The organism is Variovorax nitratireducens (assembly GCF_051216545.1).
Taxonomy (GTDB): domain Bacteria; phylum Pseudomonadota; class Gammaproteobacteria; order Burkholderiales; family Burkholderiaceae_C; genus Variovorax.
Genome location: NZ_JBPJZO010000014.1, coordinates 37,329 through 64,289, shown reverse-complemented (window position 1 = coordinate 64,289; position 26,961 = coordinate 37,329). Strand labels below are relative to the sequence as shown.

The window sequence follows — 26,961 nt, the reverse complement described above, 5'->3', positions numbered from 1 at the left end:
ATGAAAGTCCTGATCCGAATCTGTGCATCCGCGGGCATTGCCCTCGGTCTTGGCGCCCTGTCCGCAGCAGGCGCATGGGCTGCCGATCTCAAGGTCGGTTTCATCACCTCCCTGTCGGGGCCGGTGTCCTCGCTCGGAATCCCGTACGAAAAGGGCATGAAGGCGGCTGTCGCCTACAAGTCCGAGCTGGGTGGCCGCAAGATCCAGCTGGTTCAGCTGGACGATGCGTCCGACCCGTCGACGGCAGCGCGCAATGCGCGAAAGATGATCGACGAGGACAAGGTCGACGTGATCATCGGCACCGCCGGCTCGCCGGGCGCGCTGGCCATCGCCGCCGTTGCCCGCGAAACGAAGACGCCGCTGATCTCCATCGCCAACGCCAACCTGCCCGGCGAAGACGGCGCCTGGATGGTCACGCTGCCGCAGCCGGCACCGCTCATGGTGAGCGCGGTGGTCGAGCGCATGAAGAAGTCGGGCGTGAAGACCGTCGGCTACATCGGCTTCTCCGATGCGTGGGGCGACTTGGTGTACGACGCCCTGCAAAAGAGCGCCGAGCCGGCCGGCATCAAGGTCGTGTCGAACGAGCGCTATGCGCGTGCCGATACGTCGGTGACCGGGCAGGTGCTCAAGATCGTCGCGCTGCGGCCCGACGCGGTCATTACCGGCACCTCGGGAACACCCGGCGCGCTGCCTTACCTGGCGCTGGCCGAGCGTGGCTACAAGGGCCAGATCTACGGCATGCATGCATTGATCAACCCCGACTTCGTGCGCGTGGGCGGCGCCGCGGTCGAAGGCCTGCTCGCGCCGACCGGCCCGGTGATCGTGGCCGAGCAGCTGTCGGCCGACAACCCGATCCGCAAGGTCTCGATGGACTTCCGTGCCGCCTACCAGAAGGCCAACGGCGCGCCGCCGACCGATGCGTTCTCGGCCTACACCTTCGACGCCTGGTTGCTGTTCCTCGACGCGGCGCAGCGTGCCGCGGCCACCAAGGCCGAGCCCGGCACGCCGCAGTTCCGCCTGGCGCTGCGCGATGCCATCGTCAGCACCAAGGAGCTGGTGGGCACGCACAGCGTCTACAACTTCAAACCCACCGACCGCTACGGCTCCGACGAACGCTCGCGCGTCGTCGTCAAGCTCGAAAAGGGCCAGTGGAAGCTGGACAAGTGATGAACACCATTCCCCGCATTCTTGGCGCCACGGCACTCGCTCTGGCGGCTGCGCAGGCCATGGCGGCCGATCTGAAGGTCGGCTTCATCAGCTCGCTCTCGGGCCCGGTGGCCGCGCTCGGCGTGCCGTATGAAAAAGGCATTCGCGCCGCGCTCGCCGAGCATCCGCAGATCGGTGGCCGCAAGGTCGAACTGATCGTGCTGGACGACGCCTCCGATCCCACCACCGCCGGGCGCAACGCGCGCAAGCTGGTGGTGGAAGACAAGGTCGACGTGCTCATCGGCACTTCGGGCGTGCCGGGTGCCATGGCCATCGCGGCGGTCGCGCGCGAACTCAATACGCCGCTCATCTCGCCTACGCCGGTCACCATTCCGGGTGCGGACGGCGCGTGGACGGTGACGGTGTCGCAGCCATTCCCGCTCATGGTCGCTGCGGTGGTCGAGCGCATGAAGAAGTCCGATGTGAAGACGGTCGCCTTCATCGGCTTCTCCGATGCGCTCGGTGATCTCGCCTACGACTCGCTGATGAAAAGCGCCGCCACCGCCGGCATCAAGGTGGTCGCGAACGAGCGCTATGCGCGCAGCGACTCGTCGGTGGCGGGCCAGGTGCTGAAGATCATCGGCAGCCGGCCCGACGCGGTTTTCGCGGGCAACTCGGGCACACCCGGCGCGCTGCCGTACCTCGCGCTGGCCGAGCGCGGCTACAAAGGAAAGATCTACGGCACGCACGGGCTCATCAACGCCGACTTCGTGCGCGTGGGCGGCGCATCGATCGAGGGCCTGCAGGTGCCCAGCGGCCCGGTGCTGGTGGCTGACCAGCTGCCCGAGAGCAACCCGATCCGCAAGGTGTCGATGGCGTTTCGCGCGGCCTACCAGAAGACGCATGGCGCGGTGCCCACCGATGCCTTCTCGTCCTACACCTACGACGCCTACCTGCTGCTCGCCGATGCCGCCTCGCGCACCAAGGGTGAGCCGGGCACGCCGCAGTACCGCGCCGCACTGCGCGAGGCGATCGTGTCGACCAAGGAGCTGGTCGGCACGCACGGCATCTACACCTTCAAGCCCGACGACCGGTACGGCTCCGACCAGCGCGGCATCGTGGTGGTCCGGATGGAAAAGGGCCAGTGGAAGCTGGTGCCCTAGGCCCGGGCACGCCCACCCATCCATCCCCCGCTCAGGCCGCACCATGACTGTCTACCGCAACCGCCCCGATCTTGTCGCGGCGCTGGTTCAGGCCGACCGGATTCACCGCGACCTCTACCTGAGCGAGGAGCTCTTCGCGCTGGAGCAGGCGCACTTTTTCCCCACGACCTGGACTTACATCGGCCACGCCAGCCAGGTGCCCAACGCCGGCGATTTCGTCTCCCTCGACATTGCCGGGCGGCCATTGCTGCTGGTGCGCCAGGCCGACGGTGCCGTGCGTGTGCTCTACAACCGCTGCGCCCACAAGGGCACGCGGCTGGTCACCGACGAGAGCGGCAACACCGGCCGGTTCTTTCGCTGCCCGTACCACGCCTGGACCTACAAGCTCGACGGCGCCCCGCTCGCGATTCCGCTGAAGAGCGGCTACGAAGGCACGAGCCTGAAGGCGTGCGAATCGGGGCAGGGCATGGTGGCGGTGAAGCACGTGGCGGTGTATCGCGACTTCGTCTTCGTGCGCCTGTCCGACACTGGCCCCGCGTTCGAGGACTATTTCGGCGAGGTGCTCGCAGCCATCGACAACATGGTCGACCGCTCGCCCGAAGGCCGCCTCACGGTGGCCGGCGGCGTGCTGCGCAACATCGTCCATTGCAACTGGAAGATGTACCTGGAGAACATCAACGACACGGTGCACCCGATGTCGACCCACGAATCGGCCACGCAGGCGGCAGAAGCACTGTGGCAGGGGCATGCGCCCGACGCCCCCAAGCCGATGGCGATGGAGCAGATCCTGCCGTTCGGTGCCGGCTACGACTTCTTCGACAAGATGGGAGGGCGGATCTTCCCCAACGGGCACAGCGTGCTGGGCGTGAACTTCAGCATCCACTCCGGCTATGCCCAACTGCCCGACTACGAAGCCGCGATGCGCGCCGCGCACGGCGTCGAACGTGCGGCGGACATCCTGGAGCGCTCGCCGCAGAATTCCGTTCTCTATCCGAGCCTGTCGGTCAAGGGCTCGCCGCAAGCCATCCGCGTGATCCGGCCGCTGGCTGCCGACCGCACGCTGATCGAGGCCTGGAGCTTTCGCGCAGCGGGTGCGCCCGATGTGCTGCTCGAGAGGGCCATGACCTACAACCGGCTGGTGTTCTCGCCCATGTCGGTGGTGGCGCACGACGACGTGCACCTGTTCGAAAGCATTCAGCAGGGCCTGCGCGCCGATGGCAACGACTGGGTCAGCCTGCACCGGAATTTCGACCCGGCCGAACTGGCGCAATCCACACTCACGACCAACGGCACCAACGAACTCCTGATGCGCAACCAGTTCCGGGCCTGGGCCCGGTTCATGGCGCTGGGCATGGAGGCGGCCGCATGACCGCCGATCCGCGCGAATTCGTCGTCGCCGAGGCGGCATTGCTCGACGCGGGCCGTTTCGACGAATGGCTGGCGCTGTTCGCCGAAGACGGCCACTACTGGGTGCCGCTGCTCGGGGCGGCGCAGGCCGACCCGCATTCGCACAACTCCATCGCCTATGAAGACCGACTGCTGCTGACGCTGCGCGTGGAGCGTCTCAAGAACCCGCGCGCCCATTCGCAGCACCCGGCGAGCCACTGTCAGCACGTGCTGCAGCAGCCTGTTCTGGAAAGCGACGGTGCTGCCGGCGACACGGTCGCGCTGCGCACGCCGTTTTTCTATGTGGAGGCACGCGGCGACGCGCAGGTGCTGCTCACCGGCACCTGCCGCCATCTGCTCGCGCACACGCCGACGGGCTGGGCAATCCGGCAAAAGCGCGTCGACCTTCTCCAGGCCGGACGCGCGCTGCCGGCCATCCAGTTGTTTATCTGAGCGTTTTCCACCCTTCCACCTACCAGGAGCTAAGACATGAAGAGCTTGATGCAGACCCTGACCCGCAACGCGGCTGCTGCCGCCCTGATCGTCGGCGGCGCCGCGGGTTCACTCGCGGCCGACCTGAAGGTCGGCCTGAGTGTTTCGCTATCGGGACCGAATTCGTCGTTGGGCGTTCCGTATGCCAAGGGCATGCAGGCCGCGCTGGCCTACCGGCCCGAGATCAACGGGCGCAAGATCCAGCTCATCGTGCTGGACGACGGCTCCGACCCCACCACGGCAGGCCGCAACGCGCGCAAGCTGATCGAGGAAGACAAGGTCGACGTGATCATGGGCACCTCGGGCGCGCCCTCGGCGATCGCGATGGCGCAGGTCGGACGCGACGCGAAGACGCCGATGATCGGCCTCACGCCCCTCTCGATCGATCCGGCCGAGAACCCCTGGGTGGTGACCGTGGCCCAGCCACCGCAACTGATGATCGATGCGGTGGTCGACCGCATGAAGCGCGATGGCGTCAAGACGGTCGGCTACATCGGTTTCACCGATGCCTGGGGCGACCTGGTCTATAACGCGCTCATGAAGGCCGCGCCCGCGGCCGGCATCAAGGTGGTCAGCAACGAGCGCTATGCGCGCGCCGACGCATCGGTGACGGGGCAGGTGCTGAAGATCGTGGCGCTGCGGCCCGATGCGGTCATGACCGGCGGCGCCGGAACGCCCGGCGCACTGCCGTTCCTGGCGCTGGCGGAGCGGGGTTTCCGCGGTGGCGTGTATGGCCAGCACGGGCTCATCAACCCCGATTTTGTGCGCGTGGCGGGCGCCTCTGCGCAGGGCGCGCTGATGCCCACCGGACCCGTCATCGTGGCCGAGCAATTGCCGGCCGACCATCCCGCCAAGAAGATCGGCATGGACTTTCGCGCCGTATTCCAGCGCGTGAACAACGCCCCCACCAACGATGCCTTCTCGGCCTATTCCTTCGACGGCTGGCTGGTGTTCGCCGACGCGGCTTCGCGCGCGATGAAGAAGGCCGAACCCGGCACGCCGGAGTTTCGCGTGGCGCTGCGCGATGCCATCTTCAGCACCACCGAGGTGGTCGGCACGCACGGTGTCTACAGCTTCAAGCCCGGCAACCTGTACGGCGTGGATGAACGTGCGCGCGTCATCGTGAAGCTCGACAACGGCCAATGGAAGCTCGCCCCGTGAACCTCCCGAATGCTCCCGTGGGCTGGAGGAACGCCCGATGACTTGGGACGTCGCACTCATCCTTTTCACCGACGGGCTGGCCAACGGTGCCGTGTACCTGCTGGCCGGGCTCGGCCTGGTGCTGATCTTCTCCGTCACGCGCGTGGTGTTCGTGCCGTTCGGCGACATTGCGGCGTTTGCCGCGCTCACGCTCGCCGCGTTCGAAACCGGCCGCGTGCCGCCCACCATCGGCCTGGTGGCGGTGCTGGCGGTGCTGGCGATGCTGACCGAAATCGGCAGCCTGCTGCGCCGGGGCGACGCACGGCGCATCCCCCGTGCCGTGCTGACCTGGGGCGTGCTGCCGGCCATTCCCTGCGCACTGGCCTGGCTGGTGGCGCGCCCGGGCATGCCGGTGGCGGTGCAGATCGCCATGGCGGTGCTGCTGGTGGTGCCGATTGCGCCGCTGCTTGCGCGCGTGGTGTTCCAGCCGATCGCCGATGCGTCGGTGCTGGTGCTGTTGATCGTTTCGCTCGCGCTGCACTTCCTGCTCTCGGGGCTGGGCCTGCTGTTCTTCGGGCCGGAGGGCTCGCGCACCACCGCGCTCACCAACAGCGCGTTTGCGCTGGGTGACGGATTCACGGTGAGCGGGCAGGTGGTGCTCATGGTGAGTGCGGCCATCGTCCTGAGCGGACTCTTCTTCCTGGTGTTCGAGCGCACCGTGGCCGGCAAGGCGCTGCGCGCCACGGCGGTCAACCGCGTGGGCGCCCGCCTGGTGGGCATCCGCCCGGTGCGCACGGCGCTGCTGGCCTACGGCTGCGCATCCTTGCTGGCAGGACTGATCGGCGTGCTGATCGCACCCGTGACCACCATGTACTACGACTCCGGTTTCATCATCGGCCTCAAGGCCTTCGTGGCCGCGATCATCGGCGGGCTTGTGAGCTACCCGCTGACGGCCGTCGGCGCGCTCGCCGTGGGCGTGGTCGAGAGCTTTGCCTCCTTCTGGAGCGGTGCGTTGAAGGACGTGATCGTCTTCAGTCTGCTGATCCCGGTGCTGATGCTGAGATCGTTTCTGGTCAAGCACGTCGAAGAGGAAGAAGAAGAGGTGGACCAATGAACCCCGCCCACAAGCGCGGCCGCAACCGCATGCTGCTGACCGGCGCCGTCGTCCTGGTGCTGGCCCTGGTGCCGGCGCTGGCCGGCAACTTCACCGTCTCGCTGCTCAACGACATTGGCATCGGGGCACTGGTGGCCCTCGGGCTGGTGCTGCTCACGGGCGTAGGCGGGGCCACTTCCTTCGGGCAGGCGGCCTTCGTCGGCATCGCGGCCTACGCGACTGCCTGGCTCACCACGGCGCAGGGCTACTCGCCGTGGATCGGGCTTTTGTTCGCGCTGCTGCTGACCGGCCTCTCGGCGCTGGCCATCGGCATGCTGACGCTGCGTCTGGGCGGCCACTTCCTGCCGCTCAGCACGATTGCCTGGGGGCTGTCGATCGCCATGCTGTTCGGCAACGTCGAGGCGCTCGGGCGGCACACCGGGCTTTCCAACATTCCGCCGCTGCACATCGCAGGCTGGTCGCTGGCCGATCCGCGCGCCATGTACTACCTGATCTGGGCCCTGGTGGGACTGGCCTGCCTGTTCAGCCACAACCTGCTCCAGTCGCGGCCGGGGCGCGCCATCCGGGGCTTGCGCGGCGGCGCCACGCTGCTCTCCAGCGTGGGTGCCGACGCCTACCGCGTGCGCCTGACGCTGTTCGTGACGGCGGCGCTGCTGGCGGGTCTGGCGGGATGGCTCTATGCGCACATGAACCGCTTCGTCAGCCCGTCGCCGTTCGACGTGCGCGCCAGCATCGAATACCTGCTGATGGCGGTCGCGGGTGGGTTGGGCCAGCTGTCGGGCGCATTGGTGGGCGCGGCGCTGGTGCTGGTGCTCAAGAACGGCCTGCAGGACGTGCTGCCGATGCTGACCCAGCGCGCCGGCCAGCTCGAGGCGGTGGCCTTTGCGACGCTGTTCATCCTGCTGTTGCACTTCGCGCGCGGCGGTCTCATGGGGCTGCTGCGGGGCTGGTCGCGCCGGTGGTCAAGCACACGCGAGCCGGCGCGCTACGACGCGCCAACGGTCGAGCCGCTCGCGCACCGCCAGCTGCCCGAGCGCGGCGCGCAGGTGCTGACGGTCAACGGCGCGGTCAAGCGCTTCGGCGGCCTGGTGGCGGTCAACGACGTGAGCTTCGACGTGAAGGCGGGCGAGATCGTCGGGCTGATCGGGCCCAACGGCGCGGGCAAGTCGACCATGTTCAATCTGCTGACCTGCACGCTGCCGATGACGGCCGGGCAGGTGCGCTTTCTGGAGCACGACATCGCCGGCCTGCCGCAGCGGGAGGTGGCGCGCCTGGGGCTCGCGCGCACCTTCCAGCACGTCAAGCTCAGGCCGCACATGAGCCTGCTGGACAACGTGGCGCTGGGCGCGCATTCGCGCACGAGCGCCGGCGTGCTGAAGGCCGGGCTGCGGCTCGACCGCGTCGAGGAGCGCCAGATCCTGCAGGAAGCGCAGCGCCAGCTCGACCGCATCGGCCTCGGCGACCGCGCCTACGAGCTGGCGGGGAGCCTGCCGCTCGGCACGCAACGAATCCTGGAAATCGCACGCGCGCTGGCCGCCGACCCGGTGCTGCTGGTGCTCGACGAGCCCGCTGCCGGCCTGCGCCGCAAGGAAAAGATGGCGCTGGGCGACCTGCTGCGCAAGCTGCGCGACGAGGGGGTGACCATTCTCATCGTCGAGCACGACATGGATTTCGTCATGAAACTGGTGGATCGTCTGGTGGTCATGAACTTCGGCTCCAAGCTGGTCGAGGGCGTGCCGGCCGCCGTGCGCGCGGACCAGCGCGTGCAGTCCGCCTACCTGGGGAGCGTTGTATGACCGCCATGCTGGAGATCGGCGATCTGCATGTGTCGTACGGGCAGGTCGAGGCCGTGCGCGGCGTCTCGTTGAGCCTGGAGCCCGGGCAGATCATCTCGGTGATCGGGCCCAATGGTGCGGGTAAGACGACGCTGCTGGCCGCCGCGATGGGGCTGTTGCCCTGCAAGGGCACGCTGCGCTTCGAAGGCGAAGACCTGCAGGGCCTGGATGTCGAGTCGCGCGTGGAGCGCGGGCTGTGCCTCGTGCCCGAGAAGCGCGAGCTGTTCGGCGAACTCAGCGTGCTCGACAACCTGCAGCTCGGCGCCTATGCGCGGCGGCTGCGCGGCGATGCCATGAAGCGGCAGCTGCAATCGGTGTACGACCGCTTTCCCCGGCTTGCCGAGCGCCGCGCCCAGCGTGCCGACACGCTCTCGGGCGGCGAGCGCCAGATGCTCGCGGTGGGGCGCGCGCTGATGTCGGCGCCGCGGCTGCTGATGCTCGACGAGCCGAGCCTGGGGCTGGCGCCGCTGATCGTTCGCGACATTCTCACCATCGTGCGCAAGCTGCGCGACGACGGCGTCTCGATCCTGCTGGTCGAGCAGAACGCACGTGCCGCGCTCGAAACCTCCGACCACGGCTATGTGCTCGAAACCGGCGAGATCGCGCTGTCGGGCGCTTCCGATGCGCTGGCCGATGACCCCCGTGTGCAGGCGACCTACCTCGGCGGGGGTACGCAGGATGAAGACTGAGGCGGGCGCTGTCACCGATCCGCTGCCGCCCGCGCAGCGCACGCTGCCCGAGATGCTGCGGCGGCAAGCCGATCTGTTCGGCGACCGGCCGCTGCTGCGGCTTGCGGGCGGGCAGTGGTCGCACGGCATGGCCGCGCACGCGGCCGCCACGCGCGCGGGCGCGCTCTCCCGCTCCGGTGTGCAGCGCGGCGACCGCGTGGCCGTGATGACCAGCAACCGCATCGAGTTTCTGGAAGTCTTTCTGGGCTGCGGCTGGCTCGGCGCCGTGGTTGTGCCGGTCAACACTGCGTCGATGGGGCCGCAGATCGGGTATTTCGTGTTCGACAGCCAGGCCGAACTGCTGGTGATCGAGGCGCAGTTTCTGGAGCGGCTGCAGACGGCCGACCTGGGCCGCACGAAGCTGCGCGAAATCTGGGTGGTCGGCACGGGTGATGGCGACGTTGGCGACGTTGGCGCCGCCCCGCTGCGCACCGTGCCCTATCCGGCCGGCGCCGATGCGGTCGCGGCCGCCGGGGTTCAGCCCGGCGACCCGCTCGCGATCCTCTACACCTCGGGCACCACCGGCCCCGCCAAGGGTGTGGTCTGCCCGCACGCGCAGTACTACGCGTGGGGCGTGAACAGTGCCGACGTGCTCGGCGTGCGTGCCGACGACGTGCTGTGCACGACCCTGCCGCTGTTCCACATCAATGCACTCAACACCCTCGCGCAGGCCTCGATCACGGGCTGCGAAGTGGTGTTCGAGGCGCGCTTCTCGGCCTCGGGCTTCTGGCCCGCCATGCAGGCCTGCGGCGCGACCGTGGTCTACCTGCTCGGCGCCATGGTGCCGATCCTGGTGGCGCAACCCGAGGGGCCCGTCGAGCGCGCGCACCGTGTGCGCATCGGCCTCGGGCCGGGCGTGCCTGCGGCGGCCGGCGCGGCATTCCGGGCGCGCACCGGCGTGCTGCTGCTCGAAGGCTACGGGTCGACCGAGACGAACTTCGTCATCGCCACCGCGCCGGATTCGCCGCGCACGGGTGTCATGGGCTGGTTGCGTCCCGGCTTCGAGGCCCGCGTGGCCGACGAGGACGACGTGCCCGTTGCACCGGGCGAGGCCGGCGAGCTGCTGCTGCGCGCCGATGCGCCCCATGCCTTCGCGGCCGGCTACTTCAACATGCCCGCCAAGACGGTCGAGGCCTGGCGCAACCTGTGGTTTCACACCGGCGACCGCGTGGTGCGCGACGACGACGGGGCTTTCCGTTTCGTCGACCGCATCAAGGACGCGATCCGGCGCCGCGGCGAGAACATCTCGTCCTTCGAGGTCGAGCAGGTGTTGCTGAGCCATCCCGGCGTGGCGGACTGCGCTGTGTACCCGGTGCGTTCGGAGCTGGCCGAAGACGAGGTGATGGCAGCGCTGGTGGCACGTGCGGATCAGGCAGTCGATCCGGCCGAGCTCGCGCGCTTCTGCGAATCCCGCCTGCCGTACTTCGCCATCCCGCGCTACATCGACCTGCTGGCCGACCTGCCGCGCACGGAGAATGGCAAGGTGCAGAAATACAGATTGCGTGAACGCGGCGTGACCCCGGCCACATGGGATCGCGGCGCCGCTACGGGACACTTGATGAAGAAAAACAGAAGCGGGGACCGCGGTTGATGGCCGCCACCCAAACGATGGCGGGCCGTCATGCGCTCGTGACGGGCGCCGCGCGCGGCATCGGCGCGGAAATCGCCAGGACGCTGGCCGCCGAGGGCGCACGCATCACCCTGGTCGGGCGCGACGGCGCCGCGCTGGCTTTGGTGCGCGACGCATTGCCGGGCAGCCGGCACGGCATTGCGGAGGCCGACGTGAGCGATCCTGCAGCGGTTGCCGCCGCGTTCGCCGCGGCCCGGGCCGCCTCGGGCCCGGTGACGGTGCTGGTCAACAACGCCGGCCAGGCCGAGAGCGCGCCGTTCCTCAAGACCTCGTTCGCGCTCTGGCAGCGCATGCTGGCCGTGAACCTCACCGGCAGCTTTCTCTGCACGCAGGCCGCGCTGCCCGACATGCTGGACGCGGGCTGGGGCCGGGTGGTCAACATCGCGAGCACCGCCGGGCAAAAGGGCTATGCCTACGTGGCCGCCTATGCGGCGGCCAAGCACGGCGTGATCGGGCTGACGCGGTCGCTGGCACTGGAGGTGGCGCGCAAGGGCATAACCGTGAACGCGGTCTGCCCGGGCTATACCGACACCGACATCCTGCGCGCCAGCGTGGCCAACGTGGTCGGCAAGACCGGCCGCAGCGAGGCCGACGCGATGGCCGGGTTCGCCGGCGTCAACCCGCAACAGCGCATCGTGCAGCCGGCCGAGGTGGCCGACGCCGTGCGCTGGCTCTGCGGCGAGGCTGCGGCCTCCATCAACGGCCAGTCGATCTCGGTGTCGGGCGGCGAGGTCACATGACGCGCAACGACGCCTCGCACGCCGCACTCAGCGATGCCGAGGAACTGGGCCATGAAGCGCGCGCCGGCCGCGGAGACCATGCGATGCTCAAGCTGTGGCTGCGCATGCTGGCCAGCACCACGCAGATCGAGGGCGAGATCCGGCGGCGCCTGCGCGCGCGCTTCGGGATTTCGCTGGCGCGATTCGACTACATGGCGCAGCTCTACCGCTACCGCGACGGGCTCAAGATGCGCGTGCTCTCACGCTATCTCATGGTGACGGGCGGCAACGTGACCGGCCTCACCGACGAGCTGGAGCGCGAGGGCGTCGTCCTGCGCACCGCCAGCCCCGAAGACCGCCGCGCCTGGATCGTCAGCCTGACGCCCAAGGGCGTCAGCGCCTTCGAGGCCATGGCGAGCGAACACGAGCAATGGATTCTCGAAATGTTCTCGGGGCTCGACATGAAAACCGTGCGGCTGATGCACAGCCAGCTGGGCGCACTGCGCGTGCATGTGATGCGCGGCGAACCGGCGGGCGAGGAGAGCTGATGACCAGCGAACCCGTTCCCCCCGCACCGGGTGAATTCCGCCGCCCCCGGCTGATCCGTTTTTCCGACTGCGATCCAGCCGGCATCGTTTTCTATCCGCAGTATTTCGTGATGCTCAACGGGCTGGTCGAAGACTGGGTCAGCGAGGGCCTCGGCATCAGCTACCACGCGCTGGTGGGCGACCGGCGCATCGGCTTGCCGACCGTTCGGCTGGAGGCGGACTTTCGCGCCGTGAGCCGCATGGGCGACCTGGTGACGTTGTCGCTCGCGGTGGAGCGCCTGGGAACGCGTTCGTTGACGCTGTTGCTGCGCTGCTTCGACGCTGCCGGGCAGACGCGCATGGAAGTGCGGCAGGTGCTCGTCACCACCTCGCTGGAGAGCCACCGCGCCGTCGATGTTCCGGCAGACCTGCGCGCTGCCATCCTGCGCAGTGCCGAAGCGGCGCCCCAGTCTTCCTGAGTCTTACTTGGCGCGCCCGTCCAGATAGGGCTCGGGGTTCACCGCCACGCCCTGCTTGCGGATCTCGAAGTGCAGCTTGACGCGATCGGCGCCGCTCTTGCCCATCTCGGCGATCTTCTGTCCCTGGCGCACCACGTCTTTTTCCTTCACGAGGATGACGTTGTTGTGCGCGTAGGCGGTCAGATAGGTCTCGTTGTGCTTGACGATGATCATGTTGCCGTAGCCGCGCAGTTCGCCACCCACGTACACGACGCGGCCGTCGGCCGAGGCCATCACCGGATCGCCCAGGTCGCCTGCGATGTCGATGCCCTTGTTGCGATTGCCGTCGAAGCGCGACAGCGTGGCGCCGGGGGCAGGGCGGATGAATTCCGCCCGCGGACGCGCAGGCGTTGCCGTGCTGCCGGTGCCCGGCCCGGCGGGGCCGGACGGCGTGCCACAGGCCGCGAGCAGGCTGGCCGCGACGAGCAGCACCGGCAGGGCGAAGCGGGTGGAGAAGAAGGAGGTGGATGTCTTTGTCTTGTGCATGGCGTTCTTTTGGAACGAATGGGTCGCGAGATGTTCCCGGCAGAAACCGATTCGTTCCCGGTTGCTTGTCTGGCTTGCTATCGAAATAGTAGCTGGTCGGGCCCATCGAACGGGCGCTGCAGCAGTTTTTTACCTCTGAACCGTATGTTGCAACTGCGGGTTTCGCTGTAGCAGTTCCGCGCGGGGGCCCGCGTCGACGATGCGGCCGGCCTCCATCAGCACCACGGTGTCGAAACGGTCCAGCACGCTGAGGCGATGGATCGACGCGATCATGCACGCCTGCGGAAACGCGGCGCCGATGCGTTCCAGCACGCGCGCTTCGGTCGCGGCGTCGAGCGCGCTGGTGGGCTCGTCGAGCAGCAGCAGCGAGCTGCCCTCTGCCGCGAGCACGCCGCGCGCCAGGCACAGGCGCTGGCGTTGCCCGCCCGAAAGATTGAAGCCGCGCTCGGTCAGCGGGCTGTCGAGCGTGCCTTTCATGGTGGCCAGCACCTCGTCGAACGCGCTCGCGTGCAGTGCGGCCTGCAGCGGCGCATCGTCGCAGGGCTGGCCGAATGTGAGGTTCTCGCGCACGCTGGCTTCGAACACCTCGGTCTCCTGCGGGATCAGCGTGGCCAGGCTGCGCAGCGAGGCCCAGTCCTGCGGCTGCCCGTCGAAGCGCAGGTTGCCGTGCTGCGGGATGTAGAGCCCGGCCAGCACGCGCAGCAGCGTGCTCTTGCCGCCGCCGCTCGGGCCGACCAGCGCTATGCGCTGGCCGCGGCGCAGGCTCAGCGCAAGCTCGTGCAGCCCCCCGCCGCGTGCAGCATCCGCATAGCCCCAGGCCAGCCCGTCGATGGTGATGCGTTGCCAGCCGGCGTCGCGCGCGATCGGCGTGTCGCTGCGCCCATCGGCCGGGTCGCCCGGCGCTTCCCAGAGCGGCGCGGCACTCTGGTAGTCGGTGAACATCCGCGCGAAGCCCTGGAAGTTGGCTGCCATCGAGCCGACCACGGCCGCAGCCTGCTGCGCGTACTGGTAGATCATGAACACGGTGCCGAGCTGCACGGCCTGGCCGGGCGCGCGCTGGCCCCACACGTACACCAGCACCAGCGCCCAGGTGAGGCCCAGGCCGAGCAGATCGACCGAGGCCCACTTGCCTTCGTTCAGCAGCGCCGTGCGTTTGAGCGGCGCCGACACCGCCTCCATGCGCCGGCGCAGCAGCACGCGCGAGGCCGCCTGCAGGCGCAGGCCGATCACGGTCGACGCGTTGCCGACGAAGTCAAGCAGGGCGGCCACGTAGCGCCGGTCGGCGTCGTTCTCGGTGCGCGCCAGCTTCATGAGCGCGCGGTCGAAGCGCAGGATCACCAGGCCGATGAGCACGTAGCCCACCAGCGCGAGCACGCCGCTGGCGCGCGACAGCAGCATCAGGGCCACCACGGGGCCGACGAAGCTCACCGCGCTGGCCAGGTAGACGAACTGGTTCTGCGCAAAGTCCGACAGCGCCCGGCTGGCCTGGTGCACGCGATGCTGCAGTTCGCCCGAGTGGTGCGCGTCGTGCCAGGGCAGGGGCGCGGCGGCAATGCGGGCGTAGAGCGTATCGGCCAGCGTTTCGCGCACCCGCACGCCCACGTTGCGCTCCAGCACGCGGCCGGGCCCGTGCACGGCCCACGACAACAGGTACACGCCGACCAGCAGCGCGATCCAGCGCGACGCAGTGCCCAGCGCGCCATGCTGCAGCGCGTTGATGGCCTGGCCCGCGAGCCAGGGCATGCCGAGGCGGATGACTTGCGAGGCCGTGAGCAGCGACAAGGCGCCGACCAGCTGCACCCGCGCGCCGAGCGCGAAGCGCCACAGCGCCGAGTACAGAACGCGAAAGGGCTGGCCGGGCGCCAGGAGCATCGTTGCGCGGCCGGATTACTTGACCGGAATCACCGTGCCGCGATCGACCGCCACGGCGGTGATCGCGTTCTTGGGCGAGCCGTCGATCAGCAGGTCGGAGTAGGTCAGGTACACCAGCGTGTTGCGCTTGGCGTCGACCATGCGCACCACGCGCAGGCGCTTGAACAGGATCGACAAGCGCTCGCTGTAGACCTCTTCGCGCTTGGGCAGCGGCTCCTTGATGCTGATCGGGCCGACCTGGCGGCAGGCGATCGAGGCTTCGGCCTTGTCTTCGGCGAGGCCGAGCGCGCCGGACACGCCGCCGGTCTTGGCGCGCGACACGTAGCAGGTCACGCCGCTGACCTTGGGGTCGTCGTAGGCGTCGACCACGATCTTGTGGTCGGGGCCGATCAGCTTGAAGGCGGTGTCGACATCGCCCACCGTTTCGGCGCGTGCCGCCACGGTCAGCATGCAGGCGGCCGTGGCAAGAAGCAGGGCGAATTTTTTCATTGAGGTTTTTTCAAACGATGTCGAGGGTGTGCACGCGGCTGAAGGTGCCGCCGTTGCGCCGGTCTTCGAAGAAGCGCAGCAGTGCTTCACGCACCGTGCGAAAGGCGATCTCGTCCCAGGGAATCTCGGCCTCGGTGAAGAGCTTTGCCTCGATCGTTTCGTGCCCCGGGTCGAACCGGTCGCTGAGCAGCTTCGCGCGGTAGAACATGTGCACCTGGCCGACCCGCACCACGCTCATCACCGCGAACAGGTCCTGCATTTCGTACTCGGCGCCGGCCTCCTCGTCGGTCTCGCGGGCCGCGCCCTGCGCCGTGGTTTCGCCGAGCTCCATGAAGCCGGCCGGCAGCGTCCACTTGCCCCAACGCGGCTCGATGTTGCGCTTGCACAGCAGCACCCGCTCGCCCAGCACCGGGATCGTGCCGACCACGTTGAGCGGGTTCTCGTAGTGGATGGTGTGGCACACCGGGCACACCGCGCGCGGCTTGGTGTCGCCGTCGTCGGGCACGCGGTAAACCACGGCGCTGCCGCAGTTCTTGCAGTGCTTGATCAGCGGGCGCTCGAACACGCTCAGGCGATCTTGACGGTCAGCGTGGGCAGGCCGGCGACGGCGCCGACCAGGGTGTCGCCGCTCACCACGGCCGCCACGCCTTCGGGCGTGCCCGAGAAGATCAGGTCGCCGGGTGCCAGCTCCCATGCGGCCGAGAGCTGCTCGATGGTCTCGGCAATGTTCCAGATCAGCTTGCTCACGTTGCTGCGCTGGCGGTCGGTGCCGTTCACCTGCAGCGAGATCTCGGCCTTTTCGACATCGCCGGCATCGGCCACCGGCACGATCGGGCCGATCGGGGCGCTTTGCTCGAACGCCTTGCCGATGTCCCAGGGGCGGCCCTGCTTCTTCATGTCGTTCTGCAGGTCGCGCCGCGTCATGTCGAGGCCGACGGCGTAGCCGTAGATGTGCTTCATCGCATCGGCGGCCGCAATGTTCTTGCCGCCGGTGCCGATCGCCACCACGAGTTCGATTTCATGGTGCAGGTTCTTGGTGAGCGTAGGGTAGGCCATGGTGCCGGTCTGGCCGGCGTCCACCACGACGATGGCATCGGCCGGCTTCATGAAGAAGAACGGCGGTTCGCGGCCGGTGAAGCCCATTTCCTTGGCGTGCTCTTCGTAGTTGCGGCCCACGCAGTAGATGCGGTGAACCGGAAAGCGCGTGCCTTTGCCGACCACCGGGATCGACACAACGGGGGGCGCGGAAAAAACATACTCGGAAGCCATGGAAATTCGTCCTTCGGGGGATGGGGTTTTCGGATACAAGCGGCAGTGTGCCAGAGGGCAGGGCGCGCTGCCGGGGCTGTCTTGCGCCGGCCCCGGGCGCTATGCTTGCCCCATGATGAAGCTCCACAACTACTTCCGCTCTTCGGCCTCGTTCCGGGTGCGCATCGCGCTCAATCTCAAGGGCCTGCCCTTCAACTACATTCCGGTGCACATCGCCCGCGGCGAGCATCTCGCGGGGTCGTACCCTGCGATCTCGGCCGACATGCTGGTGCCGCTGCTGGAGGACGAGGGCGAGCGTTTCTCGCAGTCGATGGCCATCATCGAATACCTCGACGAAACCAACCCCGAGCCGCCGCTGCTGCCGCACGACCCGGTCGGCCGAGCAAAGGTGCGGGCCCTGTCGGAATCGATCGCCTGCGAGATCCATCCAGTCAACAACCTGCGGGTGCTCAAGTACCTGGTGCGCGAGCTCAAACTCGACGATGCGGCCAAGAACGCCTGGTATCGCCACTGGGTGCGCGAGGGCATGCAGGCCTTCGAGCGGCAACTGAACCAGCTGCCGGCGGGCATCTACTGCTACGGCAACACGCCGACCATGGCCGACTGCTGCCTGGTGCCGCAAATCTTCAATGCGCAGCGCTTCGACTGCGACCTCAGCGATCTGCCGCGCACCATGGCCGCGTTCGAAGCATGCATGCAACTCGATGCCTTCCGCCGCGCGCAACCCTCCAGCTGCCCGGATGCCGAAGCCTGAACCAATGGTGCCGGACTGGCCGGCGCCGGCCGGCGTCCGGGCCGCCTGCAGCACGCGCACCGGCGGCGTTTCGCAGGGCCGCTACGAGAGCCTGAACCTTGGCGACCATGTCGGCGACGAGCCCGCGGCGGTGGCTGGGAACCGGCACCGATGGCAGGCCGTTCTGGGCGTGCGCCCCGTGTTCCTGCAGCAGGTGCATGGCGTTGCGGTGCACCGGCTCGATGCCACGAGCCCGGATGGCGAGACCGCCGATGCCTGCGTCAGCACGGAATCCGGCATCGCCTGCACGATCATGGTGGCCGACTGCCTGCCGGTGCTGTTCAGCGACGTCGAGGGGCGCCAGGTGGCGGCGGCGCATGCCGGCTGGCGCGGGCTCGCGGCCGGGGTGCTCGAGCAGACGCTGGCATCGTTCGGGCCGGTCAAGGTCATGGCCTGGCTGGGCCCTTGCATTGGCCCGAAGGCATTCGAGGTCGGCGCCGAAGTCAAGGCAGCGTTCGAGGCGCAGAACCCATCGAGCGCCGCGTGCTTCCGGCCGGGCGGCACCGACCACAAATGGCTGGCCGATTTGCCCGCGCTCGCGCGCCAGCGGCTGGCGGCCCGGGGGGTGACCGGCATCTACGGCAACGACAGCAGCGATGCGTGGTGCACTGTCGGCAACCCGTCAAGATTCTTTTCCCACCGGCGCGACGGTGTCAGCGGAAGACTCGCCGCCTGCATCTGGAAGGCCTGATGGATGGCGTGGTTTTTCGGCCGCAGCGCGCCGCGCAGCCTCCTGCGCCGCCAGTTCGCGCTCCCTGACGGCGCGCCGCCGCCCTGGCGCGCCGAGCAGGTACACCACCAGCGCCACCGGCGCCAGCCCGTACAGCAGAAAGGTGATGATGGCGCCCAGCACGGTGCCGTTGCTGGCGGTGGCCTCGGCGACGGCCATCATCACGACCACGTAGAGCCAGCCGATGACGATCAGGTGCACGAACATGTGAGGGGCTGTGAATGGAGGAGAACCCGCGGGCGAGTGCGGGTAGGATGGCCGGCGCGCTTGAAACTTGCGCTGTCGAATGCAGGATACTCAAAATCCGTCCAGGCTTTCCGGCCGCTGAAGGAGACATCATGAAACCACAAGCTGCCACCACGGACGCCTTCGCGTCCATGCAGCAGGCGCTGACACAGGGCTGGAGCAAGGCGCTGGAGTCGTTCCAGTCGGGCGGCATGGGCGGCGTGTCGACGCCCGGCATGCCGATGGAGCTGCCTCAGCTCAGCCTGCAGCCAGAAAAGCTGCAGGCGCTGCAGCAGCAATACGTGGAAGAAGCTTCCGAGCTCTGGCGTCAGGGCTTCAGCAAGCCGCCGGCCGCCGACAAGCGCTTTGCCGCCGAGGCCTGGGGCAGCAACCCGGTGTCGGCTTTTTCGGCTGCGGTCTACCTGCTCAACGCCCGCACGCTGATGGGCATGGCCGATGCGGTCGAAGCCGATCCCAAGACCAAGGCCCGGCTGCGCTTCGCGGTCGAGCAGTGGATGGCAGCCTCGGCGCCGAGCAATTCGTTGGCCTTCAATGCCGAGGCGCAGAAGCGGGTGATCGAAACACAAGGCGAGAGCATTGCCAAAGGCCTGCAGAACCTGCTGAAGGACGTGCAGCAGGGCCACCTCAGCATGACCGACGAAAGCGCTTTCGAGGTCGGCCGCAACGTGGCGACCACCGAGGGCGCCGTGGTGTTCGAGAACGAGTTGTTCCAGCTGCTCGAATACAAATCGCTCACGGCCAAGGTGTACCAGCGGCCGTTTCTGCTGGTGCCCCCGTGCATCAACAAGTTCTACATCCTCGACCTGCAGCCCGAGAACTCGCTGATCCGCTATGCGGTCGAGCAGGGGCACCGCGTGTTCGTGGTGAGCTGGCGCAACCCCGACGAATCGCTGCGCGAGTTTACCTGGGATCGCTACATCGAGGACGCGGCCATCAAGGCTATCCATCTTGCGCAGGAGATCGGCGGCAGCGAGCAGATCAATGCGCTGGGCTTCTGCGTTGGCGGCACCATCCTCAGCACCGCACTGGCCGTGCTGGCAGCGCGCGGCGAGCACCCAGTGGCGTCGGTCACCCTGCTCACCACCTTGCTCGACTTCAGCGACACCGGCATCCTCGACATCTTTATCGATGAGCCGATGGTGCGCTACCGCGAGATGCAGATGGGCAAGGGCGGCCTGCTGCCGGGCGGCGACCTGTCCTCGACCTTCAGCTTCCTGCGTCCCAACGACCTGTTCTGGAACTACGTGGTCGGCAACTACCTCAAGGGCGAGACGCCGCCGCCGTTCGACCTGCTCTACTGGAACAGCGATTCGACCAACCTGCCGGGCCCGTTCTACGCCTGGTACCTGCGCAACACCTACCTCGAGAACAAGCTCAGGATTCCCAACGCGCTCACGGTGTGCGGCGCCAAGATCGACCTCGGCGCCATCGACGCGCCGGTCTACCTCTACGGCTCGCGCGAAGACCACATCGTGCCGATCGAGGGCGCCTACGCCTCGACGCAACTGCTCAAGGGCAAGAAGCGCTTCGTGATGGGCGCCTCGGGCCACATCGCGGGCGTGATCAACCCGCCCGCCAAGAAAAAGCGCAGCCACTGGATCCGCGAGGACGGCAAACTGCCGGCGTCCCAGGCCGAGTGGCTCCAGGGTGCGACCGAGCACCCGGGCAGTTGGTGGACCGATTGGTCGAACTGGCTCAAGGGGCATGCGGGCAAACAGATCGCGGCCCCGAAGACCTATGGCAAGGGCAGCGCCTACCAGGCCACCGAGCCAGCACCCGGCCGCTACGTCAAGGCTCGCGCTTGAACATGAGCGCACCCCCAGTCTTCGCGCACTTCGTGTCGCTGCGCCAACCCCCTTGCAGGGGGCAACACCAGCGGACCGGCAGAGCCGGTTCCGCGGTGTTTTGCGAACAGACACCCGTTTAATGTCAGTTACCACTCTCTAGGAGAAAGACCATGGAAGACATCGTCATCGTTGCCGCTGCCCGCACTGCTGTCGGCAAATTCGGCGGCTCGCTCGCCGGCATTTCGGCTACCGAACTGGGCGCGCTCGTGATCAAGGAAGTGATCGCGCGCGCCAAGCTCACGCCCGACCAGATCGGCGAAGCCATCATGGGGCAGGTGCTGGCCGCCGCGGCTGGCCAGAACCCGGCGCGCCAGGCCTGGCTGAAGAGCGGCGGTGCCAAGGAAACACCCGCGCTCACCATCAACGCCGTCTGCGGCTCGGGCCTGAAGGCGGTGATGCTGGCGGCGCAAGCGGTTGCCACGGGTGACAGCGAGATCGTGATTGCCGGCGGCCAGGAGAACATGAGTGCCGCGCCACACGTGCTGCCGAACTCGCGCAACGGCCAGCGCATGGGCGACTGGAAGCTGGTGGACACGATGATCGTGGACGGTCTGTGGGACGTCTACAACCAGTACCACATGGGCATCACGGCCGAGAACGTGGCCAAGAAGTACAACATCGACCGCGCCGCGCAGGACGAACTTGCGCTCGGCAGCCAGACCAAGGCGGCCGCCGCCCAGGACGCCGGCAAGTTCAAGGACGAGATCGTCGGCGTCAACATTCCGCAAAAGAAGGGCGACCCGGTCGTCTTCGACAAGGACGAGTTCATCAACCGCAAGACCAACGCCGAAGGCCTGGCCGGCCTGCGCCCGGCGTTCGACAAGGCCGGCGGCGTGACCGCCGGCAACGCCTCCGGCCTGAACGACGGCGCTGCCGCCGTGATGGTGATGACGGCCAAGAAGGCTGCCGCGCTGGGCCTGACGCCGCTGGGCCGCATCGCCAGCTACGCCACCGCCGGCCTCGACCCGGCGATCATGGGCATGGGCCCGGTGCCGGCCTCGACCAAGGCGCTGCAACGCGCCGGCTGGAAGGCCGCCGACCTCGACGTGCTCGAAATCAACGAAGCCTTCGCGGCACAAGCCTGCGCCGTGAACCGCGAGATGGGCTGGGACGTGAGCAAGGTCAATGTGAACGGCGGCGCCATCGCCATCGGCCACCCGATCGGCGCGTCCGGCTGCCGCATCCTGGTGACGCTGTTGCACGAAATGCAGCGCCAGAACGCCAAGAAGGGCATCGCCTCGCTGTGCATCGGCGGCGGCATGGGCGTGGCGCTGACGATCGAGCGTTGAGCCTGGGGGTACGCCCCCAAATCCAGCATCCGGCGCGGCCGCGGTACCCCTCGGGGTGCCGCGGCCGTGTTTTTTTTGAGAAAACCGCCGTTGCAGTGCACAACCGGGTGTATCTGCAGGCCACAATAGGAAACAATTGCATCTTCCGGTTGTCATGGCGGGGGTGTATGGATCAGCTTTATCTTGCGTTGGAGTTCGCACTGCTCGGGGCTGCGCTGGCCGCCGCTGTGGCTTGGTTGATTTTCAGGCGCCGTGCGCCGCCGCCGCCCGCGCGAACGTCCCGCCCGGCCAGGCCCCCGGAAGCTGACAGCGCACCCTCGACGGCAAAGCCCGAGCCGCCGCGCACCGAGGCGCGGTTCGCCGCAGCAACGGTTGCGATCCGGCCTGCGGCCGATAGCCAGCGGCTGGTCGAAACGATCGCGCGCGAGACAGGTATCGAGCACGCTCTGGTCGCGCGCGTCGTGGAGGCGGCGCTGGCGCGCAATGCCAGCGCCGCGCAGCCGCAGCGCCGCCCCGCGCCCGTCGAAAGGCTGCCGACGGCAACTGCCGAGGTGGCGACGCCACCGACACCACCGGCGCGCGCGTCGGCGACACCGGCACCGCTCATCATGGTGGTCGACGACTCGGTCACCGTTCGCGTGTTTGCCCAGCGCCTGTTGAAGGCGGCAGGCTACCGCGTGGTGCTGGCGGAAGACGGCCTGGATGCGCTGGAGCGGCTCAAGGGAGAGCGGCCCAGCGTGGTGCTGGCAGACATCGAGATGCCGCGCATGGATGGGTTCGATCTCGCCCGCCACATTCGTGCGGACGGCGCGCTGGCGCATATGCCGATCATCGTGATCACGTCGCGCATCGCCCACAAGCATCGCGAATACGCGCGCCAGATCGGCGTGAACCACTACCTCGGCAAGCCTTACGCGCCGGAGGAACTGATCCAGCTCGTGCGCCGGTACGCCGTGGCCGGCAGCGCCGTGGCGGCCTGATCGCCGGCCGGTACGTCGGCCGCACGGCGGCTGTATGCCGGCTGCATGCCGGCTGCACGCCGGCCCTATGCTGGCCCTACGCCGGTGGGCGCAGGGAGGCGCTCATCCAAGCCTTCGGAATTCCAGAAGGCTTCGTTCTGAAAAGGCAGATTGCGCGCGGACAGGGCTGCCGCCACCATGCGGGTCTTCAGGAGACAACGCATGACGCCGACCACCGCTTCGTTGGCCCGCTTCGCGGCCGAACTCCGCTTCACGGATATCCCGACGCCGGTGGTGCGCCGCGCAGAAGACCTGCTGGTCGACTGGTTCGGCTCCGCGCTCGCAGGCCATGGTTCGCGGCCGGTCGAAACCATCGCCGCCTTCGCGCGAGCAATGGGGCCGGCCCAGGGCGGCAGCGAAGTGCTGGTCGGCCGTGGCCGCAGCAGCCCGTACTTCGCCGCGATGGTGAATGCCGCAGCCTCGCACGTGGCCGAACAGGACGACGTGCACAACGGTTCGGTGTTCCATCCCGCGACCGTGGTGTTTCCGGTCGCGCTGGCCTGGGCGCAGGCCCTGGGTGCGAGCGGGCCGCAGCTGCTGACGGCCGCGGTCGCGGGTTACGAGGTCGGCATCCGCGTCGGCGAATTTCTGGGGCGCTCCCATTACAAGGTGTTCCACACCACCGGCACGGCCGGCACGCTCGCGGCTGCCGCCACGGCCGGGCATCTGCTCGGGCTCGATGCGGCGCGCATGCTGGATGCGTTCGGCTCGGCCGGCACGCAGGCCGCGGGCCTCTGGGAGTTCATGCGAACCGCCGCCGACTCGAAGCAGCTGCACACCGCGCATGCGGCAGCCGCGGGCCTGATGGCGGCGAGCCTGGCGCGCGACGGGTTCACCGGCGCGCAGGCGATCCTCGAAGGCCCGCAGGGCCTGGCGGCCGGCATGTCGCGCGACGCCGACCCGGCAAAACTGGTCGATGGCCTTGGCACGCGTTGGGCGCTGGCCGAGACCTCGTTCAAGTTCCATGCCGCCTGCCGCCACACGCATCCGGCCGCGGACGCGCTGCTGGCCGTGATGGCGGCGAACCAGCTGCGCGCCGAGGACATCGACAGCGTCGTGACCCATGTGCACCAGGGTGCGATCGATGTGCTGGGGCCGGTGGTCGACCCGGCCACGGTGCACCAGTCCAAGTTCTCGATGGGCACGGTGCTGGCGCTGGTGGCGCGCTTCGGGCAGGCCGGTCTGGCCGAGTTCGACGCGCATTTCAACGAACCTGAAACCCGCGCGTTGCGCGAGCGCGTGCGCATGGAACTCGATGCCGAAGTCGATGGCGCCTATCCGCGCCGCTGGATCGGCAAGGTCACGGTGCATACCGTCGACGGCCGCGTGCTGCAGGGCCGCGTGGACGAACCGAAGGGCGATCCCGGCAACACCCTGAGCCGCGAGGAGATCACCGCCAAGGCATTGCGGCTCGCGGCCTACAGCGGGGCCGCAACCGAAGCCGAGGCGCAGCGCGCCATCGGACAACTGTGGCAGCTGGCGGGCAGCGCTTCGGTTGGCATGCTGCTCGGCGCACCTGCGTAACTCTCGGCGTTGCGGCAGGAGTGCGGGGGGAGTGATCCTGGCCCGTCATGGCTGCAGCACGATCTTGCCGAGGGTGCCGCCGCTGTCGAGCAGCTCGTGCACGCGGCGTGCATCGGCCAGCGCAAAGCGCGTGGCCTGCGGCGCCCGCACCTTGCCGGCCGCCATCAGCGCGATGGCGGATTCCATCAGCCCGCGGCGCTGCACGATGTCGGCATCCACGGTGTGGATCGAGAAGGTGCGCACCGCCAGGCTCTTGCCGAGCAGCTTGCGCAGTTCATCGAACACGTCGCCGCTGGGCGGGCCGCTGACGATGTTGTACGACACCACCATGCCGAACGGCGCCAGCGCACGCAGGCAGGCGACGAACAGCGCGCCTCCGATGTGGTCGAAAGCCATGTCGACTCCGCGTCCCTCGGTGAGGCGCATCACCTCTTCGGTCAGGGTTCGCGGGTCCCCGTCGATGACGTCATGGGCGCCGTTGGCAAGCGCGAATGCGCGCTTGGCCTCCGACGAGGCGGTGCCGATCACGCGCAGGCCACGTTCGCGCGCCACCTGCACCAGTGCGGTTGCGACGCCGCCCGCGGCACCCGGCACCAGGATCGACCGGGCAGGCAAGTTGCCGTTGCTGGCCAGCAGCGCCAGCGCGAGCTGGAAGTTGCCGAGGCTCACCGCGTCGTCGAAGGCGATCGACTCGGGCAGAACGAACGGCGCAGACTCGGGCACGCAGATGTACTCGGCATAGCAGCTGCCGCGCTGCGGCAACTCGCGCGCGCTCACCAGCACGCGCTGGCCGAGCCGCATCGCGCTGACGCCGGCGCCGACCGCATCGACCACGCCGGCCATCTCGTTGCCGGGGATGGCCGGCATCGGCGGCATCCACTTGTAGGTGCCGTTGCGGATCAGCACGTCGGGGCCACCGGCGCCGATCGCATGCGCTTTCACGCGCACTGCGCCGGGGCCGGGCTCGGGCAGCGGCAGATCGACCAGCGACAGCACTTCGGGGCCGCCGGGCGCCTGCAGCTGGATGGCTTTCATGGTGGTGGCGTTTGCCATGGCTCAGCGCGATCCTTGTTTCATTGCTTGGGAATCTTCGCGTCGGCCACGACCTGCGTCCACCGGTCGAGTTCGCGGGCCACCATGGCCTTCATTTCGTCCGGCGTGCTGCCGCGCGCCTCGCCGCCCATGTCTTCCAGGCGCTGGCGCACCGTGGTCACCTGCAGGGCCTTGCCGGTCTCGGCGTTGAGGCGATCGATCACGGGGCGCGGCGTGCCGGCCGGCGCCATCAGCCCGGCCCAGGAGCGCACGTCGTAGCCGGCGACGTTCTGTTCGGCCACCGTGGGCACGCTCGGCAGGCCGGGCCAGCGCTGCGGCCCCGTGGTCGCCAGCGCGCGCAGCTTGCCGGCCTGGATGTTCGACATCACCGCGGTCGGCGGCGCGATGATGAACGGCACGTCGCCCGCGAGCAGCGCGGTCAGCGCGGCGGCGTCGCCGCGGTAGGGCACGTGCATCATCGGCGCCTTCGCCATCCGGGCGAGCAGTTCGCCCGCCAGGTGGTGGGTCGAGCCGATGCCTGCCGTGCCATAGGCCACGGTGCCAGGGGCGGCCTGTGCCGCGGCGACCACCTCGGGGAAACTCTGGAACTTCGAGTTGGCGTTGACGACGATGAGGAACGGGAAGTACGTGACCGTCGAGACCATGTCGAAGTCCGCCACGGTCTTGTAGGGCAGCGTGTTGTAGAGCGCGCCGGCCACGGCATGGCCGCCAGTAGCAAGCAGCAGCGTGTAGCCGTCGGGCTTGGCGCGCGCGACCGTGGTCGATGCGATCGTGCCGCCGGCGCCGGACTGCGCCTCCACCACGATCGGCTGGCCGAGCGCCTTGCCCATCTCGACGCCGATCGCGCGGGCAATGGCGTCCGCGTTGCCGCCCGGCGCAAAGCCCTGGTAGATCTTGATGGCGCGATCGGGATAGGTCGGCTGCGCCAGCGCGGGCAGCGTGGCGAACGCCGCGCCGACGGCGCAGGCCGCAACGAAGTTTCTTTTGTTCATGTGACTTGTCTCCTCGGGCGCGCGCTCAGTCCTGCGCGGTGACCGGGTTGCGCAGCAGGCCCACGGCTTCGATCTCGACCTCGACCGTGTCGCCGGGCTTCATGAACCGGGGCGGCTTCTTGCTCCAGCCCACGCCGGCAGGCGTGCCGGTGGCGAACACGTCGCCGGGCACCAGGGTGAAGATGGTCGAGGCGTACTGGATCAGGCGCGGCACCGAAAAGATCATGTGGCCGGTGTGGCTGGATTGCACCGTCTCGCCGTTGAGCCGCGTCTCGAGCTTGAGCTCGCGGCCTGGCGCGATCTCGTCGGCGGTCACCATCCAGGGGCCGAAGGCGCCCGTCGATTCGAAGTTCTTTCCCGAGGCGATCTGCTTGGCATGGAACTGCCATTCGCGCACGCTCGCATCGTTGTAGCAGCTGTAGCCGGCCACATGCTTCCATGCATCGGCCTCGCTGATGTCGCGGCCGCCCTGGCCGATGATCACCGCCAGCTCGCCCTCCCAGTCGAGCGACTCCGACACGCGCGGCCGCACGATGGGCGCGTTGTGCGCCGTCTGCGAGCGCCATACCCGCAGGAAGATCGGCGGCTGCTCGGAAAGCTCGCGCTGCATGCCGGCCGCCAGCACCTCCTGATGGTGATCCATGTAGTTGCGTACCGCGCAGACGATCTTCTCGGGCCGCGGGATCACCGGCAGAAAGACCACGTCGGCCAGCTTGACCTCGGCAGCGAGTCCGGCGGCCAGCGCGTCACGCTGCGCATAGCCGGGGCTGCCGATGAAGTCGGCCAGCGTGGCGCAGCCGGTGCGGGTGGCCAGTTCGGCGACACCGTCGCCGACAACGACGCCCCATGTTTCGCGACCGGCATGTTGGTAGGACATCAGCTTCATCGGGGTTCCTTGAGAAAAAAAGAAGGAGGGCGGCGGCGCGCGGAGCGGCCGCCTGGCGATGAAGCTAT

At 68.4% G+C, this 26,961-nt stretch carries 26 protein-coding genes and 1 pseudogene; 18 read left to right on the top strand and 9 right to left on the bottom strand.

Features of this window, described 5'->3' with window-relative positions:
• From ACSFA8_RS24295 to ACSFA8_RS24240, 12 genes are read left to right on the top strand one after another with little or no spacing between them, the layout of a single operon-like run.
• Positions 1-1,167, top strand: coding sequence for an ABC transporter substrate-binding protein (locus ACSFA8_RS24295; RefSeq protein ID WP_435482037.1), 1,167 nt, complete (start codon positions 1-3; stop codon positions 1,165-1,167).
• On the top strand, positions 1,167-2,309 hold the full coding sequence (locus ACSFA8_RS24290; protein WP_435482036.1) for an ABC transporter substrate-binding protein: 1,143 nt from the start codon (positions 1,167-1,169) through the stop codon (positions 2,307-2,309). Before ACSFA8_RS24295 ends, ACSFA8_RS24290 begins: the two co-directional genes overlap by 1 nt.
• Positions 2,310-2,352: 43 nt before the next feature.
• Entirely contained in the window at positions 2,353-3,678 is a 1,326-nt protein-coding gene (locus ACSFA8_RS24285; RefSeq protein ID WP_435482035.1) for an aromatic ring-hydroxylating dioxygenase subunit alpha, read from the top strand.
• Positions 3,675-4,148: an aromatic-ring-hydroxylating dioxygenase subunit beta gene (locus ACSFA8_RS24280; RefSeq protein WP_435482034.1), complete on the top strand. Its 474-nt coding sequence runs from the start codon at positions 3,675-3,677 to the stop codon at positions 4,146-4,148. Before ACSFA8_RS24285 ends, ACSFA8_RS24280 begins: the two co-directional genes overlap by 4 nt.
• A 36-nt stretch (positions 4,149-4,184) precedes the next feature.
• Positions 4,185-5,348 (top strand): ABC transporter substrate-binding protein, encoded by a 1,164-nt coding sequence (locus tag ACSFA8_RS24275; protein ID WP_435482033.1) that lies wholly within the window; start codon positions 4,185-4,187, stop codon positions 5,346-5,348.
• Between the two features lie 37 nt (positions 5,349-5,385).
• A complete protein-coding gene (locus ACSFA8_RS24270; protein ID WP_286542864.1) occupies positions 5,386-6,441 on the top strand; it encodes a branched-chain amino acid ABC transporter permease in 1,056 nt (351 codons plus the stop codon).
• Positions 6,438-8,237: a branched-chain amino acid ABC transporter ATP-binding protein/permease gene (locus tag ACSFA8_RS24265; protein WP_435482032.1), complete on the top strand. Its 1,800-nt coding sequence runs from the start codon at positions 6,438-6,440 to the stop codon at positions 8,235-8,237. Before ACSFA8_RS24270 ends, ACSFA8_RS24265 begins: the two co-directional genes overlap by 4 nt.
• Positions 8,234-8,965: an ABC transporter ATP-binding protein gene (locus ACSFA8_RS24260; protein ID WP_286619690.1), complete on the top strand. Its 732-nt coding sequence runs from the start codon at positions 8,234-8,236 to the stop codon at positions 8,963-8,965. Before ACSFA8_RS24265 ends, ACSFA8_RS24260 begins: the two co-directional genes overlap by 4 nt.
• Entirely contained in the window at positions 8,955-10,595 is a 1,641-nt protein-coding gene (locus ACSFA8_RS24255) for an ATP-dependent acyl-CoA ligase (RefSeq protein ID WP_435482031.1), read from the top strand. The genes ACSFA8_RS24260 and ACSFA8_RS24255 overlap by 11 nt, the downstream gene beginning before the upstream one ends.
• A complete protein-coding gene (locus tag ACSFA8_RS24250; RefSeq protein ID WP_435482030.1) occupies positions 10,595-11,374 on the top strand; it encodes an SDR family NAD(P)-dependent oxidoreductase in 780 nt (259 codons plus the stop codon). Before ACSFA8_RS24255 ends, ACSFA8_RS24250 begins: the two co-directional genes overlap by 1 nt.
• Complete coding sequence (locus ACSFA8_RS24245; protein WP_286542871.1) at positions 11,371-11,901, top strand: MarR family winged helix-turn-helix transcriptional regulator; 531 nt, start codon at positions 11,371-11,373, stop codon at positions 11,899-11,901. Before ACSFA8_RS24250 ends, ACSFA8_RS24245 begins: the two co-directional genes overlap by 4 nt.
• Positions 11,901-12,359, top strand: coding sequence for an acyl-CoA thioesterase (locus tag ACSFA8_RS24240; RefSeq protein WP_435482029.1), 459 nt, complete (start codon positions 11,901-11,903; stop codon positions 12,357-12,359). Before ACSFA8_RS24245 ends, ACSFA8_RS24240 begins: the two co-directional genes overlap by 1 nt.
• A 3-nt stretch (positions 12,360-12,362) precedes the next feature.
• Here ACSFA8_RS24240 and ACSFA8_RS24235 read toward each other — a convergent pair whose 3' ends face one another.
• The 5 genes from ACSFA8_RS24235 to ACSFA8_RS24215 form a co-directional block, all read right to left on the bottom strand.
• Positions 12,363-12,884, bottom strand: a complete 522-nt coding sequence (locus tag ACSFA8_RS24235) for a murein hydrolase activator EnvC family protein (protein WP_435482028.1) — start codon at positions 12,882-12,884, stop codon at positions 12,363-12,365.
• Positions 12,885-13,013: 129 nt separating this feature from the next.
• Positions 13,014-14,756, bottom strand: a complete 1,743-nt coding sequence (locus ACSFA8_RS24230; RefSeq protein ID WP_435482027.1) for an ABC transporter ATP-binding protein — start codon at positions 14,754-14,756, stop codon at positions 13,014-13,016.
• A gap of 15 nt (positions 14,757-14,771) precedes the next feature.
• A complete protein-coding gene (locus ACSFA8_RS24225) occupies positions 14,772-15,245 on the bottom strand; it encodes a CreA family protein (RefSeq protein ID WP_435482026.1) in 474 nt (157 codons plus the stop codon).
• A gap of 10 nt (positions 15,246-15,255) precedes the next feature.
• The gene (locus tag ACSFA8_RS24220; RefSeq protein ID WP_435482025.1) at positions 15,256-15,810 is read right to left on the bottom strand and encodes an NUDIX hydrolase; all 555 of its coding nucleotides are present in this window, start codon (positions 15,808-15,810) and stop codon (positions 15,256-15,258) included.
• A 2-nt stretch (positions 15,811-15,812) separates the two neighbouring features.
• Positions 15,813-16,514 carry a fumarylacetoacetate hydrolase family protein gene (locus ACSFA8_RS24215; RefSeq protein ID WP_435482024.1) on the bottom strand — a complete coding sequence of 234 codons (702 nt, stop codon included), beginning with the start codon at positions 16,512-16,514 and terminating at the stop codon, positions 15,813-15,815.
• A 115-nt stretch (positions 16,515-16,629) separates the two neighbouring features.
• Between ACSFA8_RS24215 and maiA the strand changes: the two genes are divergently transcribed.
• Positions 16,630-17,268, top strand: a complete 639-nt coding sequence (gene maiA / locus ACSFA8_RS24210; protein WP_435482099.1) for a maleylacetoacetate isomerase — start codon at positions 16,630-16,632, stop codon at positions 17,266-17,268.
• A 4-nt stretch (positions 17,269-17,272) separates the two neighbouring features.
• Positions 17,273-17,998, top strand: a complete 726-nt coding sequence (pgeF, locus tag ACSFA8_RS24205; protein WP_435482023.1) for a peptidoglycan editing factor PgeF — start codon at positions 17,273-17,275, stop codon at positions 17,996-17,998.
• On the opposite strand, the gene ACSFA8_RS24200 is transcribed toward pgeF, so the two are convergent.
• Positions 17,930-18,244 carry a hypothetical protein gene (locus tag ACSFA8_RS24200; RefSeq protein WP_435482022.1) on the bottom strand — a complete coding sequence of 105 codons (315 nt, stop codon included), beginning with the start codon at positions 18,242-18,244 and terminating at the stop codon, positions 17,930-17,932. The two genes, pgeF and ACSFA8_RS24200, sit on opposite strands and share 69 nt — an antisense overlap.
• A 131-nt stretch (positions 18,245-18,375) precedes the next feature.
• On the opposite strand from ACSFA8_RS24200, the gene phaC reads away from it, so the two are divergent.
• The 4 genes and pseudogenes from phaC to ACSFA8_RS24180 all read left to right on the top strand — a co-directional run bounded on the left by phaC (position 18,376) and on the right by ACSFA8_RS24180 (position 23,962).
• Positions 18,376-20,088, top strand: coding sequence for a class I poly(R)-hydroxyalkanoic acid synthase (gene phaC / locus ACSFA8_RS24195; RefSeq protein ID WP_435482021.1), 1,713 nt, complete (start codon positions 18,376-18,378; stop codon positions 20,086-20,088).
• A gap of 152 nt (positions 20,089-20,240) precedes the next feature.
• On the top strand, positions 20,241-21,419 hold the full coding sequence (locus tag ACSFA8_RS24190) for an acetyl-CoA C-acetyltransferase (RefSeq protein ID WP_435482020.1): 1,179 nt from the start codon (positions 20,241-20,243) through the stop codon (positions 21,417-21,419).
• A gap of 593 nt (positions 21,420-22,012) precedes the next feature.
• Positions 22,013-22,399, top strand: a pseudogene (locus tag ACSFA8_RS24185) (response regulator); the annotation flags it as partial.
• Positions 22,400-22,600: 201 nt separating this feature from the next.
• Positions 22,601-23,962 carry an MmgE/PrpD family protein gene (locus ACSFA8_RS24180; RefSeq protein ID WP_435482019.1) on the top strand — a complete coding sequence of 454 codons (1,362 nt, stop codon included), beginning with the start codon at positions 22,601-22,603 and terminating at the stop codon, positions 23,960-23,962.
• A 45-nt stretch (positions 23,963-24,007) separates the two neighbouring features.
• Here the strand turns inward: ACSFA8_RS24180 and ACSFA8_RS24175 are convergent, their stop codons facing one another.
• Genes ACSFA8_RS24175 through ACSFA8_RS24165 form a run of 3 tightly spaced genes read right to left on the bottom strand, consistent with a single transcriptional unit; the run spans position 24,008 to position 26,893 of the window.
• Positions 24,008-25,015 carry a zinc-dependent alcohol dehydrogenase family protein gene (locus ACSFA8_RS24175; protein WP_435482018.1) on the bottom strand — a complete coding sequence of 336 codons (1,008 nt, stop codon included), beginning with the start codon at positions 25,013-25,015 and terminating at the stop codon, positions 24,008-24,010.
• Between the two features lie 20 nt (positions 25,016-25,035).
• Complete coding sequence (locus ACSFA8_RS24170) at positions 25,036-26,007, bottom strand: tripartite tricarboxylate transporter substrate binding protein (RefSeq protein ID WP_435482017.1); 972 nt, start codon at positions 26,005-26,007, stop codon at positions 25,036-25,038.
• A 25-nt stretch (positions 26,008-26,032) separates the two neighbouring features.
• A complete protein-coding gene (locus tag ACSFA8_RS24165) occupies positions 26,033-26,893 on the bottom strand; it encodes a fumarylacetoacetate hydrolase family protein (RefSeq protein ID WP_435482016.1) in 861 nt (286 codons plus the stop codon).
• Positions 26,894-26,961: the final 68 nt, after the last annotated feature.

Bases quoted from the DNA above. Each gene is read 5' to 3' on its own strand.
- ACSFA8_RS24200 (WP_435482022.1), bottom strand. From the start codon at position 18,244: ATGTTCGTGCACCTGATCGTCATCGGCTGGCTCTACGTGGTCGTGATG.
- ACSFA8_RS24290 (WP_435482036.1), top strand. From the start codon at position 1,167: ATGAACACCATTCCCCGCATTCTTGGCGCCACGGCACTCGCTCTGGCG.
- ACSFA8_RS24275 (WP_435482033.1), top strand. From the start codon at position 4,185: ATGAAGAGCTTGATGCAGACCCTGACCCGCAACGCGGCTGCTGCCGCC.
- ACSFA8_RS24280 (WP_435482034.1), top strand. From the start codon at position 3,675: ATGACCGCCGATCCGCGCGAATTCGTCGTCGCCGAGGCGGCATTGCTC.
- ACSFA8_RS24180 (WP_435482019.1), top strand. From the start codon at position 22,601: ATGACGCCGACCACCGCTTCGTTGGCCCGCTTCGCGGCCGAACTCCGC.
- ACSFA8_RS24165 (WP_435482016.1), bottom strand. From the start codon at position 26,893: ATGAAGCTGATGTCCTACCAACATGCCGGTCGCGAAACATGGGGCGTC.
- ACSFA8_RS24170 (WP_435482017.1), bottom strand. From the start codon at position 26,007: ATGAACAAAAGAAACTTCGTTGCGGCCTGCGCCGTCGGCGCGGCGTTC.
- ACSFA8_RS24245 (WP_286542871.1), top strand. From the start codon at position 11,371: ATGACGCGCAACGACGCCTCGCACGCCGCACTCAGCGATGCCGAGGAA.
- ACSFA8_RS24295 (WP_435482037.1), top strand. From the start codon at position 1: ATGAAAGTCCTGATCCGAATCTGTGCATCCGCGGGCATTGCCCTCGGT.
- ACSFA8_RS24255 (WP_435482031.1), top strand. From the start codon at position 8,955: ATGAAGACTGAGGCGGGCGCTGTCACCGATCCGCTGCCGCCCGCGCAG.
- ACSFA8_RS24235 (WP_435482028.1), bottom strand. From the start codon at position 12,884: ATGCACAAGACAAAGACATCCACCTCCTTCTTCTCCACCCGCTTCGCC.
- ACSFA8_RS24175 (WP_435482018.1), bottom strand. From the start codon at position 25,015: ATGGCAAACGCCACCACCATGAAAGCCATCCAGCTGCAGGCGCCCGGC.
- ACSFA8_RS24270 (WP_286542864.1), top strand. From the start codon at position 5,386: ATGACTTGGGACGTCGCACTCATCCTTTTCACCGACGGGCTGGCCAAC.
- ACSFA8_RS24250 (WP_435482030.1), top strand. From the start codon at position 10,595: ATGGCCGCCACCCAAACGATGGCGGGCCGTCATGCGCTCGTGACGGGC.
- ACSFA8_RS24225 (WP_435482026.1), bottom strand. From the start codon at position 15,245: ATGAAAAAATTCGCCCTGCTTCTTGCCACGGCCGCCTGCATGCTGACC.
- ACSFA8_RS24230 (WP_435482027.1), bottom strand. From the start codon at position 14,756: ATGCTCCTGGCGCCCGGCCAGCCCTTTCGCGTTCTGTACTCGGCGCTG.
- ACSFA8_RS24240 (WP_435482029.1), top strand. From the start codon at position 11,901: ATGACCAGCGAACCCGTTCCCCCCGCACCGGGTGAATTCCGCCGCCCC.
- ACSFA8_RS24265 (WP_435482032.1), top strand. From the start codon at position 6,438: ATGAACCCCGCCCACAAGCGCGGCCGCAACCGCATGCTGCTGACCGGC.
- maiA (WP_435482099.1), top strand. From the start codon at position 16,630: ATGAAGCTCCACAACTACTTCCGCTCTTCGGCCTCGTTCCGGGTGCGC.
- ACSFA8_RS24285 (WP_435482035.1), top strand. From the start codon at position 2,353: ATGACTGTCTACCGCAACCGCCCCGATCTTGTCGCGGCGCTGGTTCAG.
- ACSFA8_RS24190 (WP_435482020.1), top strand. From the start codon at position 20,241: ATGGAAGACATCGTCATCGTTGCCGCTGCCCGCACTGCTGTCGGCAAA.
- ACSFA8_RS24260 (WP_286619690.1), top strand. From the start codon at position 8,234: ATGACCGCCATGCTGGAGATCGGCGATCTGCATGTGTCGTACGGGCAG.
- phaC (WP_435482021.1), top strand. From the start codon at position 18,376: ATGAAACCACAAGCTGCCACCACGGACGCCTTCGCGTCCATGCAGCAG.
- pgeF (WP_435482023.1), top strand. From the start codon at position 17,273: ATGGTGCCGGACTGGCCGGCGCCGGCCGGCGTCCGGGCCGCCTGCAGC.
- ACSFA8_RS24215 (WP_435482024.1), bottom strand. From the start codon at position 16,514: ATGGCTTCCGAGTATGTTTTTTCCGCGCCCCCCGTTGTGTCGATCCCG.